Genomic DNA, 17,259 nt, shown 5'->3' with positions numbered 1-17,259 from the left:
CGAACAGGCTGTCATACAATAATATTGACGATCGACGGGCGCCGCGCTAGCTGTTGTGACACCTTCAGCGGAGACGAACAGCATGGCGTCCGAAAAGCACTCCACCTTTGCCGGCCATCTCGCGGACTGGTCAAGCCGGGCGAGCATCGGGGAGTTGCCGAGCGAGGCCGTCACTCTGATCAAGCGGGCATTTCTGGACACAATCGCGGTAACGCTGTCCGGCTCGCAGCTCGACTCGTCACGCATTGTCCTCGGCCTGTCGGAAGACATTGGCGCGGGCGATCCGGTGGCCAGCATCGTCGGTCGCGGCCGGAAAGCCGACTTGCTCACCGCCGCGCTCGCCAACGGCACGGCCGCCCATGCGGAGCTCTTCGACGACAACAACGAACCCATGATCTCGCACCCAAGCGCGGTTCTGGTGTCGTCGCTCCTGGCGCTTGGTCAGAAGCACAAGGTGTCCGGTCGCGAGATCCTGAACGCCTATCTTGCGGGCTTCGAGATCAATGTCGGTCTCTCCCGGCAGCTCAACCCCGGATATTATGAGCGCGGCTGGCATGTGACGCGGACGCTGGGCCTTATCGGGGCGACCGCCTCGTGTTGTCGCCTCATCGGCCTGCCACCGGACGCTGTCCGTCATGCGCTCGGCATTGCGGCGACAATGGCAAGCGGCATGCGCCAGAATTTCGGGACGATGGCGATGGCGCTTCACGCCGGGCTGACGGCTCGCGACGCTATCCATGCTGCCTTGCTGGCCGGCAAGGGCTTCCGCTCCGACGATGAGGCGCTCGAAGGCCGCTACGGTTACTTCAACCTGTTCGCCGGAACTGTTCCTGACCTGCCTCCGCTTGGGAAGGACTACGAGATCGTGCGTTCGGGACTTATATTCAAACCTTATCCGTCCGGCGCTCCCACGCACGCCGCCGTCGACGCGGCGATCGAGCTGAGTGGAAAGCTCAATGGCGACACCGGCAAGATCAGCAAGATCATCTGCCATGTACACCCGCACAACTTCATGACCCTTCGTGAGGGCGTACCGCGAGATACGCTGCGGGCGCGCGTCAATATGCAGTATTGCATTGCTGCGTCTTTGCGCTTCGGTCGCTTGGACAGCGATCAGTTCACCATGGCGGCGGTGGAAGATCAGGAGGTCGCTCGACTGATGGCGATCACCGAAATGCGCGTATCCGACGCGCTACCGGATAACGGTTTCTTTCCTGCCGCCGTTGATGTTTTTCTTGAGGGGGAAACCGAGGCGCTGTCCGCGCGTTACGATGCGCCGCTCGGGTCGCCTCCAAGACCCATGTCGCCGGAACGCATGAACCAGAAGTTTACGCGTTGCGCGGACGGAGTGATTTCGTCGGATAAAGCCGAAGCGGCGATGCAATTCGTGCTCGCGCTCGAGACGAAGAGCGACATCACAGCGCTCTGTGAAATGCTTGAGTAATCACAGCCGTCGGATCTTGGGAGAACCCATGTATAGGGATACGCAACTTTTCATCGCCGGCGAATGGGTGGGGGGAGCGGCCAAGCGCCGACTTGGGGTCATCAACCCCGCCACCGAGGAGCCGATTGGCACGGTGGCGTGCGCTGAAGTCGCTGATCTTGAAATGGCCGTCGCAGCCGCCGATGGCGGTTTCAAAAAATGGAGCGGCATGTCGGCATTCGACCGCTCTGAGATCATGCTTCAAGCCGCTCGCCTTCTGAAGGAGCGTGCTGCAGATATCGGGCGGTCGCTCACCCTGGAACAGGGAAAGATCCGTGATGAGGCGAGGTTTGAGCCCCTGCGCGCCGCCGGCGAGTTGGAATGGGCGGCCGGGGAAGCGCGCCGCGCCTATGGCCGGGTCATACCGGCGCGCAATCCCAATGCGACGGTGCTCACGACACGCAATGCTCTTGGTCCGGTCGCGCTTTTCTCGCCCTGGAACTTTCCGCTGAACCAGCTTGCCCGCAAGCTGGCTCCAGCCCTGGCGGCGGGTTGTTCGGTCGTCGCCAAGGCGCCGGAGGAGACGCCGGCCTCGCCCGCAGCGCTCGTCCAAGCTCTCCACGATGCCGGACTACCGCCTGGCGTTGTCAATCTCGTCTTCGGCGAGCCTGCACATATTTCGGATTACCTGATCAAGCATCCGTCCATTCGCAAAATTTCGTTCACCGGCTCTGTCGCAGTCGGCAAGCAGCTCTCCGCCTTGGCCGGCGCGCATATGAAGCGCTCGACAATGGAACTCGGCGGCCATGCGCCGGTCATCGTCTGCAAAGATGCGGACGTTGATCTCGCTGTCGAGCAAATGGCGCGCATCAAGCCGTTCAACTGCGGGCAGACCTGCGCCGCGCCCAATAGACTGATCATCCATGAAGATCTCTACGACCGCTTCGTGACGGCCTTCTCGTCCAGATTTGCGAAGATCCGTGTCGGCGACGGGATGAGCGAAGACACGCAGATGGGCCCGCTCGCCAATATCCGCCGGTTAAAGATGATGGAGAGCTTTTGCGCCGACGCGTTGAGAAAGGGTGCCAAGCTTACGACGGGCGGTCAGAGGATTGGCAACAAGGGGTATTATTTCCAGCCCACGGTGGTGGAAGAGGCCCCTGACGACGCGATGGTGCGCCAGATCGAGGCTTTCGGCCCGCTGATCGTCGCGACGCGCTTTCGCGAGCTTGACGAAGCAATCGCAGAAGCCAACCGACTACCTTATGCGCTGGCGTGTTATGCTTATACGCGATCGATCGCGACAGCAAAACGTCTCGCGACCAGTGTCGAATGCGGGAATCTCATCGCCAACGACGTTGTGCTTGCTCTGCCCGAATTGCCTTTCGGCGGCATGAAGGAGTCAGGGTACGGGATGGAGGGAGGCACCGAGGGTATCGACGCCTATCTCGCGACAAGATTGCTGTCGTTCAGCTAACCAGTCCCCTTCATAAATTTGACGATTCGCTCTTGTCGCGCTTCAGGCTCCCGGTTCGGGAGGGCGAAAGAGACGACGCGACGCGAGGTCCGACGCGGGATGGGCGATCATCGCGCCGCCGCTGCGCAACGCTATGCAGGGCGTTGCGCAGGCGGACTCCGACGCGTCTCTCAAGGCCTCGCGTTACCGTCTCAGGCGCCATTCCATCACGGTCATGGGCCCTCACCCCTAGAGCATTTTCGCGTTTCTCCGAATCACAAAAATGCCCATGCCTTTGTTTTAGCGCATTTTCTTCACGCGAACCGGTGTCCACTTCGCTCGAAAATGCTCTAGGGGAGGGCCGCCAGCGATATCGCCGTGGTCGATTTCAGCTCTTCCATGGCGAACATGGACGTCACGTCGCTCAGTTCGATCCGCGAGATCAACTTCTTGTAGAGCGCGTCATAGGCACTGATGTCGGCAATATAGGCCTTGAGGAGATAGTCGATATCGCCGCTCATACGGTAGAAATCGATGATTTCCGGGAGTTCACGGACGGCATCGTGAAACTGCTCGAGCCATTTGATGGAATGCACGTTTGTTTTCACCGCGATGAACACGGTGACGCCGACGCCGAGCTGCCTGCGGTCGAGCAGGGCGACGCGCTTGCGGATGATGCCGGATGCCTCCAGCTTCTGGATGCGCCGCCAGCACGGGGTCTGCGACAGGCCGACCTGCGCGGCGATTTCCGCCAGGGGCAGGCTCGCATCGTCCTGCAGGAGCGCCAGAATCTTCCGGTCAAAGGCATCGAGTTTCATGCGCGGCAGTATGAGTGGAAGGAACCTGCTGTCAACTCGTGAGCGCGTGGCGCAAAAAAATTCTCCGGACATCGTGCCGATTAGGAAATGATACTGTCCCGGCGCGCTTCTCCGCCGAACTTCGCAAACCAGTTTCGTCGGCCTCGCTGTAAATTTCCCGGCATGAATTTCGAACGAGGGGTGCGGCGGTGCAGGGACTGTTGATCGACGAGGCGCGCAGTGGTGCACTCCTCCAGGGCCTGCATACCGGACCTGATATGCTGTCGCGGGACTACCTCAAGGCGGCCCGGCGCGTGCTTGAGGACCTTGTCGCGCATCCCGATCCCTTCGCGGGACTGACTCTGCAGCGCAAGCCGGGCGGATATGCCCGCAATCTCCTGGCTGGCGATGCGCAAGTGAGCATCTGGGCGATGGTCTGGAGCCCGGGCTGCGCCACATCGATCCACGATCATCATTGTTCCTGTTGCTTCGGGGTCGTCAGCGGGGTCGTTCGCGAGACCTGGTATCGCGCCATCAATGCGTCCCAGGCGGTCCCTGTCGAAGCGCATGATCGCGCGCCCGGCTATGTCGCCTGCATGCTGCCCTCCGGGCCGAATATCCACCGCATGGAGAATTGCGGGGATCGCGAGGCGATTTCCATCCACATCTATGGTTTCGATCATCAGATGCATGCCTCGTCCATCGAGACGGAATACGCGCTCGCCAAGCTCTGACAGGCGGGCTTGTCCCTCGCTTGCGCGCGACGTAGTCATAGGATCCGAGTTTTTCCGATCCCTGGCGAGGACAAGATCAGATGGCGCTTACCCCGGACCTGCGTGCGACGCTGGAAGGCGTCTCCACAGCGACGCTGACGACCGTATTGCTGAAGAAGGGATTGCGTAACGTCTGGATCCGCGGTGCGAAGCCGCTGCGGGCAGGCCAGAGCAAGTTCGTCGGTGCCGCTTTCACGCTCCGTTTCGTCCCGGCGCGCGAGGATCTGGCGACACCGGCGTCATGGGCCTCGCCGATCTCGACGCGCGCCGCGATCGAGGCCATGCCTGAGGGGGTCATTGCCGTCGTCGATGCCATGGGCGTGACCGATGCGGGCATCTTCGGCGACATTCTCTGCGCCCGCATGGCCAAGCGCGGCGTGGCCGCCCTCATCACCGATGGCGTGGTCCGCGACATTGCAGGCGTGGAAGCCTCCGGCCTGCCCGTCTGGTGCCAGGGTGTCGCCGCGCCGCCATCGGTCGCGGGCCTCACCTTCGTTGGCTGGCAGGAGCCTGTGGCCTGCGGCGGCGTCGCCATCTTTCCCGACGATGTGATCGTCGTCGATGACGACGGCGCGGTTGTCATTCCGGCCGCGCTCGTGGAGGCTGTCGCTACCGAAGCGGTCGATCAGGAGCGCATGGAAGCCTGGATCATGCGGGAGGTCGATCGCGGCGTTCCCTTGCCCGGCCTCTACCCCATGAATGACGACACCAAAGAGCGCTATCAGCAATTCCTCAAGAACAACGCTTGACCCCTGTCGCGATCACCGCGCGGATTTAAAGCGCTCGAACGCCGTGATGCGGTCGACGCGCGGGTCGGCATCGCGCTGGTATATATCGGTCCGCAGAAACTGGAGCTCGGCCGCGAGGGCCTCCTCGCTCGTCTCGACCCACCAGGACTTCGGGCGCCCGTCAGACCCGTCGTTCCAGCGATAGCCGCGCGCCTTCAGCACGTCCTTCATGTCGAAGGGGCTGTATTCGGCCCAGATGCGATAGCGGGCAGATCGGGCGCTGGCGAGAAGCAGCGGGAAAGCGGAGCCGGCTCCGTTCTTAAGCGGAGCGCCGAGCACCTCGAGCAAGGCGTGGCAATCGTCGACCGCCCGATGGCCGTTGTGGAACCAGCCGGACTGGCCGACGAGATAGCCGAGCTTGACCCCCTCGAAGCCCAAGCTCGCCCATTCGATCTCCGAGGCCGAGCAGGCCCAGGCCTTGACGTCGAAGCCGCGCGCCAGCTTCTCGCAGAACGGCCGGTCGAAGCGGGCATTATGAGCGATGACGAGCGACGCCGGCTCGATGAAGCGTGTGACGGCAGCGAGGTCGAGCACCTTGCCCGCGACCATCTCCGGCGTGATGCCGGTGATGCGCACGCTCTCGGCGCTGATGGGGATACTCGGCTCGCGCAATTCGCTGAACGTGGCGATGACGTCGCCGAAGCTGCCGTCGTCCTTGTAGGTGACGGCGACCATGCCGAGTTCGATCACCTCATCCTTGGTGTGATCGAGCCCGGTGGTCTCCACATCGACGATCACCGCGACCTTCTCGTCCGGCAACGGATCGCGCGCGACGACCGGGCGGAACTGCAATTGACGGAGGATGCGATAGCGGCCGGAACGTTCGAGCGCGCAGGCCCAGGCTTCCTGCTCTGCGTCATAGGCGAGGGTCGGACCGGCGGGCATGCCAACGGCCGCCGTGTGATTCGCAGCTGGCGGAACGGCGCCAGCGCGCGTGCGGGCCTTGCGGCGGGGTTTCTCCCGCGCTTCCGCGTCCAGCCTGTCTCCGTCCGCGTCGAGCAGCGCAAAGAAATTCGGTTGCTGTACCGATGCCATGGATCCTCCGGCTGTTCCCAAAGATGCTGCGCCCATGCGCAGGCGATTCGCAACCGCAGCCGCAGCCGCAGCCCCCAATTCAGGAGCGCACAGCATATTGGCGAACTGACGGCCGCCTATTCCACCGACGACAACAGAATGCTGGTCTCGCTGTTCAAGATGCCGTTGATCGTGCGCACTTCGCGCAGCACGCGGTCAAAGTCGCTCAAGCTCGATGCGCGGATCTCCGCCACCAGATCCCAGGCGCCGTTGGTTGTATGCAGGGAATGCAACTCGGGTAGGCCGCGCAACTGCTTGATCACCGCGGTGGTCGAGCGGCCGGTGACCTCGATCAGCATGATCGCCCGCACGGAGTTGGCGTCATAGTCTTGGCGGGAGCGGATGGTGAAGCCGAGCACCGCGCCGCTGTCGATGAGCCGATCGAGGCGACTCTGCACCGTGGCGCGTGAGATTCCGAGAATCGTCGCAAGTTTGGAGATCGGCGCCCGCCCGTCCTCGCGCAAGGCGGCGATCAGCTGGCGATCGAGATCATCGAAGATATGCATGATTACAATTTACGCGCACCGACTGAGCAATTTGTGCATTTGTTCGAAGAAATTCGTACAGCTTATCAATTTTAGCTGCAATTCGCTCGGAGTACAATTCTAAGAATGAAATCAGAGCGTGGAGGCGGCAATGGTCCGGTATGTGGGAGTCGATAATATGATCCGGCTCGTTGAGACGCTGGGGGTTGAGCCCTTTCTCGTCGGACTGGCCGACTATATCGAGGCGGATTTCCGCCGCTGGACCGCGTTTGAGAAGGTGTCCCGCATCGCCAGCCATTCCCGGGACGGCGTCATCGAGCTCATGCCGGCGAGCGACGGTGCGCTCTATACTTTCAAATACGTCAACGGTCATCCGAAGAACATCCGCTCCGGCCTGCAGACCGTCACGGCCTTCGGCGTCCTGTCCGACGTCGCGACCGGCTATCCGACCCTCCTGTCGGAGATGACCATCACGACCGCATTGCGCACCGCGGCAACATCGGCGCTCGCGGCGCGCTATCTCGCACGCCCCGATGCGGCCAGCATGGCGATCATCGGTCTAGGCGCGCAGTCGGAATTCCAGGCACTTGCCTTCAAGGCTCTGCTCGGCATTCGCGACCTCCGTGTGTTCGATATCGACCCGGCTGCGACTGCCAAGTTCCGCGGCAACCTTGCAGGCTATGGCTTCTCGATCGCCAGTGCGGCCAGCGCCGAGGAGGCTGTGCTCGGCGCCGATATCATCACGACGGTGACCGCCGACAAGCTCAATGCCACCATCCTCACCGACAACATGGTCGGGGCCGGCGTGCATATCAATGCAGTTGGCGGCGACTGTCCGGGCAAGACGGAACTTCATCCTGACATCCTTCTGCGCGCGGATGTCTTCGTCGAGTTCCCCGAACAGACGCGCATCGAGGGCGAGATCCAGCAGATGGCACCTGACTTCCCCGTGACGGAGCTCTGGCGCGTCATCACCGGCGAGGCGCCGGGCAGGCATGCACCGGAGCAGATCACGCTGTTCGATTCCGTCGGCTTCGCGACCGAGGATTTTTCCGCGCTGCGCTACGTCAGCGATCGCGTTGCGGGCACGGATTTTTTCGACGAGATCGACCTCGTGGCTGAGCCGGACGATCCGCGCGATCTCTTCGGACTGATTGCCAGGCACCCTGGCACGGCGCCGATGATGTCGGCCGCAGGGGCACGCTGATGGCCCCTAAACTGTCCGTGCAGGCGCCGCGCGGCGTCGTCATGATCCGCCCGCATCATTTCTCGCCCAACCCCGCCACGGCCCATGACAATGCTTTCCAGGCGCAGGACAGCGAACGCACGGCCGAGGCGATCGCGCAGGCGGCCTATGACGAAGTCAGCCGCGCCGCGGACCAGCTCGTCGCCGCTGGCGTTACGGTGCATCTCTTCGAGGATGAGACTCGGGAGACGCCCGATTCGGTCTTCCCCAACAACTGGTTCTCGACCCACGCCGGCGGCCATGTCGCCCTCTATCCCATGTTCTCGCCGAGCCGGCGGCGGGAACGGCGCTCCGATATCATCGAGATGCTGAAGCATCGCTACCGGGTGCAGGACGTCATCGACTATTCCGGTCTCGAACAGGACGCGGTCTATCTCGAGGGAACCGGCGCGATGGTGCTCGACCATATCGAGCGCGTCGCCTATGCGGCGCGGTCCAACCGCACCAACGAAGTGGCGCTCGAGCGCTTCTGCACGCATTTCAACTTTGAGCCGGTGGTGTTCGACGCGGCCGATCGCGCGGGCCGGCCGATCTACCACACCAACGTGCTGATGTGCATCGGCACCGACGTTTGCATGATCGGCCTCTCCGCGATCTCCAATCCCGAGCGTCGGGCGGAGATTGCCGGTCGCTTCGCCGATACGGGCCGCGTGCTCGTCGATCTGACCCATGCTCAGATCAATGCATTCGCCGGCAACGCCATCGAGCTCGACAGCCACGCGGGCCGGATCCTGGCGTTGTCGAGCCGGGCGCTGCGGGCGCTCACGCCGGACCAGCTTGCGCTATTGGTCGAGCACGTCAGGCCGCTGCCGCTCGATGTGCCGACCATCGAATTGGCGGGCGGCTCCGTGCGCTGCATGCTGGCGGGCATTCACCTGGCGCCGCGCAGCACGGTCGCGCATTATCCCGATAACCTGCCCCGCCATGCATCCGAAGCAGCGTCAATCGGCATCTGATGCTGGGTCCTATGAGCGATTGATGCAACGCGTTGGAAACACGGATCCCCGTTATCCCTGGCGGAAAGGCCGCACATCTTCCCCTCAACGCGCCGCCATCGCCGCCACAAGTTCGTCGGTCGACATGATGTCTCCGAAAGTCAAGTAAAAGCCGATGAGGGATGCATTATGTTCCTCATCGTTATTGGCGGCATTGGCGTCGGTCACCATGATCGTCTTGAAATTCAGCATCATCGCGTCGCGCGCGGAACTCTCGCAGCAGGTGTTGGTGACGGTCCCCGTGATCAGCACCGTGTCGAGGTTCCGGGCGCGCAGGCGCTGGGCGAGATCCGAAGACCCCTGGATGAAGGCCGAATAGCGATATTTCGCAACGACCTCGTCCTCAGGCTGGACATCGAGTCCGGCCCATAGCCGATGGCCGAGGGAGCCTTCCGTCATGGCAGCGACGCGCTTGGCGCGCCGCTCGGGGAGAAGAAGGTCATACATCACCGACCATTCGCTGAAGCAGGCCTCGTCATGGGTGTTCTGGATCCAGAACACCTTGCCGCCCGCGGCACGCAATGCCGCCGCCAGCCGGTTGATGTTGGGGACGATGGCGGGCGCATGGACGCAGAGCGCATGGGCGACTTCCGGCATCATGAAGCCGTTCTGCATGTCGATGACGACAAGGGCCGTTCGGCCGGGATCAAAGTCCGCATAGGGATGGGCGCGGCCGCGTCGGGCGGTGACGCGCTCGACGACCGACTGCGGAATGGCGATGGTGTGCATGACGGTCCCCTTCGGCCGGTTTCCTTCGACTTTATTGAATGGCGGCCGCGAGGCGCAGGCCGTCGATCATCGAACTTTTCAGCACATGGGCGTAGAGGCGCTCGGGATCGCGGGTGATGGCCTTGAGGCCGGCGAGGATCTCGCGGCGCTTTTCCGGGCTCTTCTCGCGCATCCGGGCGCGATTGGCATCGGCCTGAGCGAGAATCTGGTCGCGCGCGATGGGCCGGCGGCGGCGATCGTAGAGATCAAGGCGCGTGAGCGGGGCCTGGCCTGCGAGGATCTCCGTCAGCGCCTCGGCCAGTTCGAAGGCATCGTGGATGCCGCCGTTCAGCCCCATGCCGCCGGAGGGTGAATTGAGATGGGCGGCGTCCCCCGCGAGCACGACCCGGCCGTGAACGTAGGACGGAACAATACGCTGGTGGACACGGTAGGGCCGCTTCTCGATCACCTCGTAGCGCTCGCTGCGCGGCACGATGACCTGCAGGCTCGCCTCGATCGCCTCCTCGGTCAATTGCTCGTCGATCGGCAGGTCCTCGCGCGGGTAGATCGAGACGCGCCAGCGGCCGGGCACCTTCAGGAGGGCAAAATTGCCATCCGCCTTCCAGCAGTACGAGACGTTGGAAATCCCTTCCAGGTGCTCCTCGAACGGGAAATGCGTCGTCACGAGCAAAGTCGTTTCGGGATAGGTCAGTCCCGCGAATTCGAGGCCGAGTTCCTTGCGGATGGTGCTGCGCGCGCCGTCGGTCCCGGCGACGAGGCGCGCCCGGATGGTCTCATTCGCGCTGCCCACCTCGCCAGACCCGATCTCCTCGAAGCCATCACGCAGGGACAGCGTCACACCGTCGTCGTCCTGGGTGAAGCCGGTGACTTCGCGGCCGAACACAACGCGCGCCCGTGGCTCCTTCTTCAGCGCGTCCATGAGCGCAAGCGACAGCTTCCACTGCTCGCATTGCAGCCGATAGGGGTGACGCGTGTCGTTCTGGAGAACGGACAGGTCGAAGATCGCCCTGTCGCCGTCCGGATGCAGCCTGATCTGCCAGTGCGGGCAGATCAGCCCCTGCGCCACCAGCGTCTCGGCGATGCCGAGCCTGTCCAGCATGTCGAGCGTCGGCGGATGGAAGGTCGAGGCCCTGAGGTCGAGCGAGACGTCGGGCTCCTTTTCGAACACCACGACCTCTGTCCCCTCGCGTGCGAGCAGCAACGCGAGACACAGGCCGACCGGGCCGCCGCCCACGACCGCCACGTCGCAGTCATACCGCGTGTTCTTTTCCATTTCCGCCTTCTTCTCGGTCTTCAGGCTTGACGCGCATCCATGTTGTATTATCAATAGAACAACTCAGATGGGCCGATCAAGCAAGAGTTGGCCGATACCAGTGGGGCGCGACAGAATGGACGAGGCTTGGGTGGGGCGACGGATCGTCGTGGCCGGTGGGTGTGGCGGCATAGGCCGTGCGCTCGTCAAGGCTCTGGTCGACCGTGGGGCCGTTCCCGTCGTCCTGGATCTCGCGGATTCCATCGCCCGGCACGGTGCCCCGGAGGGGGTCGGCACGATTGCTTTCGATGCCAGTGACCCGCAGTCCGTCAATGCGGCTTTCGCGTCCGTCGCCGAGCGTTTTGCGGCGCTCGACGGATTGGTCAATCTCGTCGGCTTTGCCCGCGAGCGGCGGCCGATCGCCGAGATTTCTGACGAGCTCTGGCGGGAGGTCGTCGACGGCAATCTCCATTCGGCCTTCTCTATCGCGCGCGCTGCCATGCCCCTTCTGCAGCGCGGCAATGCGCCCGCGATCGTCAATACGTCTTCGGGCCTCGCGCTCAAGCCGACCCCGGGCTACGGCCCCTATTCCGTGTCGAAGGCCGGCGTTCTGGCGCTGACCCGTCTCCTCGCGCAGGAGGGCGCGCCGGTGGTGCGCGCCAATGCGGTGGCGCCGTCCGCGGTCGACACCGCCTTTCTGCGCGGCGGCACCGGACGGGGCGGCGACGATGACGGCAAGGCGGCCCGGCTCGATCTCGACGCCTATCTCAAGACCGTGCCGCTCGGCCGGCTTGCCACGGCCGAGGATGTCGTCGGCCCGATCCTCTTCCTGCTCTCCAACGCGTCCGCCTATGTGACGGGTCAGACCCTGCACGTGAACGGCGGACTGCTCATGGTGTGATGCGATGAATGCTGTGTCCCCCACCACTCTCGCCACCACTCAAGTGACGAGCCTGATCGACGGCCAGGTGCTGCCGGCATCAGGCCATCGGCTGCCGGTCTATTATCCCGCTACGGGCAAACAGATCGCCGAGCTCGTCGAGGCGGATGCCGCCGAGGTCGATCTCGCGGTGCAAGCCGCCCGTCGCGCCTTCGATGACGGCGCCTGGGCACGAATGTCGGTTGAAAGGCGGCAGGAGATGCTGCTGGCGATCCATGCCAGGATCCTCGACCATGCCGAGGAACTGGCGCGGCTCGAATGCCTCAATCTCGGCGTCTCGATGCGCGAGTTGCGCGAGCGCCAGATCAAGCGCGCCGCCTATAACTTCCGCTTCTTCGCCGAATATATCGGTCAGACGAAGGGCGACGTCTACGATCAGAGCGCCGGCTATCGCTCGATCGTCGTACGCGAGCCCGTTGGTGTCGCGGCGCTGATCGCCCCGTGGAATGCCCCGACCGCGCTCGCCTCCATGAAGGTCGCGGCGGCGATCGCCTTCGGCAACACCTGCGTGCTGAAGCCCTCCGAGCAGACGCCGCTGGCCCTGCGCCGTTTCGTCGAGCTCCTGCACGAGGCGGGCCTGCCGCCGGGCGTCGTCAATATCGTCAATGGCCGCGGTCCCGTCACGGGCGAGGCCCTGGTCAAGCATCCAGGCGTCGATCTCATCAGCTTCACCGGCGGCACCGAGACCGGCCGGCATATCATGGCGACGGCGGCTCAGCGCCTGAAGCCGTGCACGCTGGAGCTCGGCGGCAAAAGTGCCAATATCGTCTTCGCCTCGGCCGATCTCGATCGGGCGCTCGATGCGGCCCTGGTCAGCATCTATTCGAACAACGGCCAGCAATGCCTCGCGGGATCGCGCATCCTGCTCGAGCGTTCGATCGCCGATGATTTCATCGCCCGCTTCGTCGCGCGCGCCCGCCAGATCCGCATCGGAGATCCCATGCTCGATACGACGGAGCTTGGCCCGCTGGCCTCGGCTTCGCACCGCGATCGTGTGCTGTCCTACGCGGAGATCGCGCGCGGCGAGGGCGCGGAGGTGCTGACCGGCGGCGTTGCGGCGCCGATGGAAGGGGACCTCGCCGGTGGCTATTTCGTCGAGCCGACCGCTGTGCTGGCGCCGACCAACAGCGCCCGTGTCTGCCAGGACGAGATATTCGGCCCCTTCGCCGCGTTCCTGACCTTCGACAGCTACGAGGAGGCCATGCGCATGGCCAACGACACCACCTTCGGGCTGGTGTCGTACCTGTGGTCGGATCATCTGCCCACGGTCGAGGCTGCGACGCGCGACCTGAAATCCGGCGTCGTCTGGGTCAATACCACGATGACGCGCGAGCTGCGCGCACCCTTCGGCGGCTACAAGGATTCCGGCGTCGGCCGCGAGGGCGGCGAGGCCAGCGAGCAGTTCTACACCGAGATCAAGACGGTCACCATTCCCACCACCCCGATCGCCGTGAAGAAGATCGGGATGAAGCCCTGAAGCCGACAAGAAAACCAGAGTGAGGATTACAATGCCGACACGTCGTCTCGTTTTGAAAGCCGCGCTTGCCGGCGCCGGCATGCTCAGCGCGCCCGCCGTTCTCCGGGCGCAGGGCAAGGACAAGATCACCATTCTGACACCCTTTGCCTTCGGCCCGAATTTCATCGAAATGATGAATGCCGTGTCCGGCGGCTTCTTCGCCAAGGAAGGCCTGGATGTCGATTTGCAGGCCGGACGCGGCGGCTCCCAGACGCTTCAGCAGCTGATCGCCGGGAAGGCCGAACTGATCCGCATTTCATCGATCGAGCAGATGCGGGCCATGGCGGCTTCGCCCGCAAATCTCGTCTGTGTGTCGACGCTCTATCAAAGCTCCACGTTCCATATGGTCTCGCCGAAGAGCAAGCCGATCAAGAGCGCGGAGGACCTGAAGGGCAAGACGGTCGGCCTCGTGTCGGTCGGTGGCTCGACCGAGATCTTCCTGGACCTGATGCTGCACAAGGTCGGCATTGCCCCGTCCGAGGTAAAGCGCGAAGTCTCCGGCGACACGCCGGCCGCACTGCAGTTCGTCAATGCCGGTCGCATCGACTGCTTCATCTGTTCGATCAATGTGGTGGTCGCGCTGCGCGAGATGAACGCGCCGGTCGAGGTGTGGTCCACTGATCGCTACGCGCCAATGCCCGGACAGGGCTATGTCGTGACTCGCGAGGCGCTTGAAAAGAAGCCGGATCAGTTCGTCCGCATCCTGCGCGCCCTGACGGGATCCGTGAACGAGCTGATCACGCAGCCGACGGGGCCGATATTCGACCGCGCGGCCAAGATCTTCGAAATCCCGCGTATCGACAACAAGCAGGAGCTGACGGCGATTGTGAAGACGTCCGCTGAGGAGCTGTGGCTCTCCCACGGCCGGGACAACCTGATGCGCAACGTGCCGAAGCTGTGGGCCGAGGGCCTGGACACCTTGCGCGCGTCCAATATGTCGAAGGAGACCAACCCGGAGGTCTTCTATACGAACACCTATATCGACCAGGCTCTGAAATCCTGATGCTTCACGGAGCGGGGCGCACGCGCCCCGCACTCAGGCGGTCGGGCCCCACTGTGCCACGGGCCCGACACTGAGCCGGTTGAGCGTCATGCGGTATTCGAACCGGTCCGGGGGATAGCGGCTCTCCTGGTGAAGGACCGGGACCTGGTGCTGATCGTAGATGACGCGCCGCATGACGATGAGCGGGGACCCCGCCTTCACGTGGAGCTCGCGCGCCATCGTCGCAGGCGCCGCGATGGCACTGATGACCTGTTCGGCGCGCTGCGCGGTCACGCCCTTCCGGTCGAGCGCCCGCACGATCGGCTCGTCGGCGGTCTCGGCTTCGTCCAACAGATGGACGTAACGCTCCGGCACATGGAGCGTAGTGTAGGACATGGGCGCGCCCTCGCGGCTGCGCAGGCGGGTGATCCGCAGGCAGCGCGCGCTGTCGAGCTGCTGCGCGATCGCAGGATCGGCCGCGATCATCTGCCATTCGAGATTGACCGCACTGGTGCGTGCCTCGAAGGACAGGAGATTGTCGAGGCCGCTTGATATATTCGCCTTGTCCTGCGGACCTGCAGCCCGGGCGGGGAAGGTGCCCTTGCCGTGCACCCGGGTGATGAGCCCCTCGCTCTCGAGCTGGTCCAGGGTCTTGCGGATGGTGACGCGGCTGACGCCGTAGCGCTGCGCGAGCGCCGGCTCCGACGGCAGCGCCTCGTTCGTATCGAGTTCCGTCTCGGTGAGAAGCTGCCGCAGGTGGATGTAGATCTGATGATAAAGGGGCTGAATGCGGGGCTGGCCGGCACGACGCCCTCTCGCCATCTCCTTGTTCATCTCCGGCATTCTTATCGTTCTCCGGCAGGGCAACGGAAACAGCCGCCCTGCATAACCGTTGGCCCGTTCGCCCTTCCGAGGGTCGCCGTGATGACGCCGGAAGGGCTAAAGGCTGAGACTTATACGTGCGCCCCCGGGCTGGGAAGCGTTTTCGGGCGATCAGGCGCGGGACGGGAACGCGTCCCCGAAGGTGCCGGTGGCGCAAGGCCACCGGCTTTGCCCGTCAACGCTGGGTGGACTGGTGCCAGGGAATGAGGATGCGCCGCAGGATGCCGATCGAAAAGTAGAAGATGAAGCCGAGCAGCGTCATGTGGATGATGACGGCGAATAATTCGTTGGTCGCGAAGGCGTTCATCCGGGCGATCATCATATAGCCGAGGCCCTGCGTGCCGCCGAGATATTCGCCGACGATGGCGCCGATGATCGCGAGCACGATGCCGACCTCCATGCCCGTCAGGATATAGGGAAGGGAGGAGGGCAGCTCGAGGCGACGGAAGCGCTGCCAGCTCGTGGCATTCAGGCTGGTCGCCACATCGCGGTGGCCGGCATCGACGGATTTGACCCCCAGCACCGTGTTGGTGAGGATGGGGAAGAAGGCGAGCACCGCGGCCACGATGACCTTGGCGGTGAGGCCGAAACCGAACCACACGACGAACAGCGGCACGAAGGCCACCTTCGGCACTACCTGGGTCGCCACGATGAAAGGGTTCAAGGTCTGTTCGAGCCAGCGGAAGCGGCCGATCAGCACGCCGAGGCCGACACCGACGACAAGCGCCCAGGCAAAGCCCGTCAGCGTCGCGTAGACGGTCATCAGGGTGTGGTTCCAGGCGCGCGGATCGTAGAGCATGGCGATCCACGCCGTCCAGACGGACTGCGGGCTCGGCAGGATGAAGGGCGACACGCCCGATAGCGTCACATAGCTGTGCCAGATCAGGATGATCAGGGCGACGAGAAGGGGCGTCGTGACATAAGGAAGGAGTTTGGCCCGATTGGCGGGATGAAAGAGCGAGCGTTGGATCATCATGCGCTCCTGCGCAACTTCGAAGGGGCGTGACGGGTCAGGATATCGCGGCCAGGCGGTGGTGCAGATCGCGCACGTAGTCCTGGAAGGCTGGCGTCGCCTGCGTTTCCGCTGTCCTGGGACGCGGCAGGTCGACATTGAGGATCGTGTCGATCTTGCCCGGCCGCGGCGACAGCAGGACGATCCGGTCGGCCAGGAACACGGCCTCGCTGATGGAATGGGTCACGAGAACGACGGTCTTTCCCGTCTCGCTCCAGATGCGCTGGAGTTCGAGGTTCATCTGGTCGCGCGTCATCGCATCGAGCGCACCGAAGGGCTCGTCCATCAAAAGGATATGCGGATCGTAGGACAGGGCTCGCGCGATCGCCGCGCGCTGGCGCATGCCGCCGGAGAGTTCCCGCGGCCAGCGTTTCTCGAAGCCGCTGATACCGACCATCTTGAGGAGCTTCGCCGCCGCCGCCCGGCGTTCCGCCTTTGGCATGCCCTTCAGCTCGAGGGGAAGCGCGACATTGTCCTCGATCGTGAGCCAGGGGAAGAGATTGGCCTCCTGGAACACCATGCCGAGTTCCGACAGAACCTCATTCTGCCGGACGCCGTCGCGCCAGAGCGGCCGCCCCTCGACCAGGAGATCGCCGGAGGTCGGCTCGATCAGCCCGCCGATCATGCGCAACAACGTGGTCTTGCCGCAGCCGGACGGGCCCAGCAGAACGAGCAGCTCTCCCTCGGGGATGTTCAGATCCGTGGGTGCGAGTGCATGCACCCTGGGATCGCGTGTCCCGTACCACTTCTCCAGCGCCTCCATGCGGATGGCGCCCTTGTGCGGCGCGCCACCGCCGGCCTGGCTCTCGATAGCGCGCGCCCTCGGAGCGGCGGTCTCAATCATGTCGATGCATTCCCATTCTGGCGGATAAGATGTCTGTTGTTTAATACAACTAAGCGGAATATATT

Annotated in this window: 17 protein-coding genes; 9 read left to right on the top strand and 8 right to left on the bottom strand. The window is 63.7% G+C overall.

What is annotated here, in order from left to right; translation table 11 throughout:
- Window positions 1-82 precede the first annotated feature (82 nt).
- Window positions 83-1,444: an MmgE/PrpD family protein gene (locus C7450_RS26130; RefSeq protein WP_110377404.1), complete on the top strand. Its 1,362-nt coding sequence runs from the start codon at window positions 83-85 to the stop codon at window positions 1,442-1,444.
- Between the two features lie 28 nt (window positions 1,445-1,472).
- Window positions 1,473-2,900: an NAD-dependent succinate-semialdehyde dehydrogenase gene (locus C7450_RS26125; RefSeq protein ID WP_110377403.1), complete on the top strand. Its 1,428-nt coding sequence runs from the start codon at window positions 1,473-1,475 to the stop codon at window positions 2,898-2,900.
- 329 nt (window positions 2,901-3,229) lie between these two features.
- Here C7450_RS26125 and C7450_RS26120 read toward each other — a convergent pair whose 3' ends face one another.
- Window positions 3,230-3,697: an Lrp/AsnC family transcriptional regulator gene (locus tag C7450_RS26120; RefSeq protein WP_110377402.1), complete on the bottom strand. Its 468-nt coding sequence runs from the start codon at window positions 3,695-3,697 to the stop codon at window positions 3,230-3,232.
- A gap of 188 nt (window positions 3,698-3,885) precedes the next feature.
- Between C7450_RS26120 and C7450_RS26115 the strand changes: the two genes are divergently transcribed.
- Window positions 3,886-4,410 (top strand): cysteine dioxygenase, encoded by a 525-nt coding sequence (locus tag C7450_RS26115; protein ID WP_146227537.1) that lies wholly within the window; start codon window positions 3,886-3,888, stop codon window positions 4,408-4,410.
- 80 nt (window positions 4,411-4,490) lie between these two features.
- Window positions 4,491-5,198 (top strand): ribonuclease activity regulator RraA, encoded by a 708-nt coding sequence (locus tag C7450_RS26110; protein ID WP_110377400.1) that lies wholly within the window; start codon window positions 4,491-4,493, stop codon window positions 5,196-5,198.
- A 12-nt stretch (window positions 5,199-5,210) separates the two neighbouring features.
- On the opposite strand, the gene C7450_RS26105 is transcribed toward C7450_RS26110, so the two are convergent.
- The gene (locus C7450_RS26105; RefSeq protein WP_110377480.1) at window positions 5,211-6,122 is read right to left on the bottom strand and encodes a 3'-5' exonuclease; all 912 of its coding nucleotides are present in this window, start codon (window positions 6,120-6,122) and stop codon (window positions 5,211-5,213) included.
- Window positions 6,123-6,388: 266 nt separating this feature from the next.
- Window positions 6,389-6,817 carry an Lrp/AsnC family transcriptional regulator gene (locus C7450_RS26100; RefSeq protein WP_110377399.1) on the bottom strand — a complete coding sequence of 143 codons (429 nt, stop codon included), beginning with the start codon at window positions 6,815-6,817 and terminating at the stop codon, window positions 6,389-6,391.
- A gap of 130 nt (window positions 6,818-6,947) precedes the next feature.
- Between C7450_RS26100 and C7450_RS26095 the strand changes: the two genes are divergently transcribed.
- Together C7450_RS26095 and ctlX are read left to right on the top strand one after the other, a co-directional pair.
- Window positions 6,948-8,003, top strand: a complete 1,056-nt coding sequence (locus tag C7450_RS26095; RefSeq protein WP_110377398.1) for an ornithine cyclodeaminase — start codon at window positions 6,948-6,950, stop codon at window positions 8,001-8,003.
- Complete coding sequence (ctlX, locus tag C7450_RS26090) at window positions 8,003-8,998, top strand: citrulline utilization hydrolase CtlX (RefSeq protein WP_210206543.1); 996 nt, start codon at window positions 8,003-8,005, stop codon at window positions 8,996-8,998. The genes C7450_RS26095 and ctlX overlap by 1 nt, the downstream gene beginning before the upstream one ends.
- A gap of 84 nt (window positions 8,999-9,082) precedes the next feature.
- Here the strand turns inward: ctlX and C7450_RS26085 are convergent, their stop codons facing one another.
- Window positions 9,083-9,766, bottom strand: coding sequence for a cysteine hydrolase family protein (locus C7450_RS26085; protein ID WP_210206542.1), 684 nt, complete (start codon window positions 9,764-9,766; stop codon window positions 9,083-9,085).
- A 31-nt stretch (window positions 9,767-9,797) separates the two neighbouring features.
- Window positions 9,798-11,039 (bottom strand): FAD-dependent oxidoreductase, encoded by a 1,242-nt coding sequence (locus tag C7450_RS26080; RefSeq protein WP_110377397.1) that lies wholly within the window; start codon window positions 11,037-11,039, stop codon window positions 9,798-9,800.
- Between the two features lie 115 nt (window positions 11,040-11,154).
- On the opposite strand from C7450_RS26080, the gene C7450_RS26075 reads away from it, so the two are divergent.
- From C7450_RS26075 to C7450_RS26065, 3 genes are read left to right on the top strand one after another with little or no spacing between them, the layout of a single operon-like run.
- Window positions 11,155-11,919 (top strand): SDR family NAD(P)-dependent oxidoreductase, encoded by a 765-nt coding sequence (locus C7450_RS26075; protein WP_170147440.1) that lies wholly within the window; start codon window positions 11,155-11,157, stop codon window positions 11,917-11,919.
- Between the two features lie 13 nt (window positions 11,920-11,932).
- Window positions 11,933-13,435, top strand: coding sequence for an aldehyde dehydrogenase (locus C7450_RS26070; RefSeq protein ID WP_210206541.1), 1,503 nt, complete (start codon window positions 11,933-11,935; stop codon window positions 13,433-13,435).
- A gap of 31 nt (window positions 13,436-13,466) precedes the next feature.
- Window positions 13,467-14,477: an ABC transporter substrate-binding protein gene (locus tag C7450_RS26065; protein ID WP_110377394.1), complete on the top strand. Its 1,011-nt coding sequence runs from the start codon at window positions 13,467-13,469 to the stop codon at window positions 14,475-14,477.
- A gap of 33 nt (window positions 14,478-14,510) precedes the next feature.
- Here C7450_RS26065 and C7450_RS26060 read toward each other — a convergent pair whose 3' ends face one another.
- From C7450_RS26060 to C7450_RS26050, 3 genes are all read right to left on the bottom strand, one after another.
- Window positions 14,511-15,299: a GntR family transcriptional regulator gene (locus tag C7450_RS26060; RefSeq protein ID WP_110377393.1), complete on the bottom strand. Its 789-nt coding sequence runs from the start codon at window positions 15,297-15,299 to the stop codon at window positions 14,511-14,513.
- 214 nt (window positions 15,300-15,513) lie between these two features.
- On the bottom strand, window positions 15,514-16,311 hold the full coding sequence (locus C7450_RS26055; protein ID WP_110377477.1) for an ABC transporter permease: 798 nt from the start codon (window positions 16,309-16,311) through the stop codon (window positions 15,514-15,516).
- 37 nt (window positions 16,312-16,348) lie between these two features.
- Window positions 16,349-17,194 (bottom strand): ABC transporter ATP-binding protein, encoded by an 846-nt coding sequence (locus C7450_RS26050; protein ID WP_210206540.1) that lies wholly within the window; start codon window positions 17,192-17,194, stop codon window positions 16,349-16,351.
- Between the last annotated feature and the right edge of the window lie 65 nt (window positions 17,195-17,259).

Origin of the sequence: Chelatococcus asaccharovorans, from assembly GCF_003201475.1 — a bacterium.
GTDB classification, from domain to species: domain Bacteria; phylum Pseudomonadota; class Alphaproteobacteria; order Rhizobiales; family Beijerinckiaceae; genus Chelatococcus; species Chelatococcus asaccharovorans.
The sequence above is the reverse complement of the archived record's forward strand: the minus strand, read 5'-3'. Positions and strand labels throughout refer to the sequence as shown.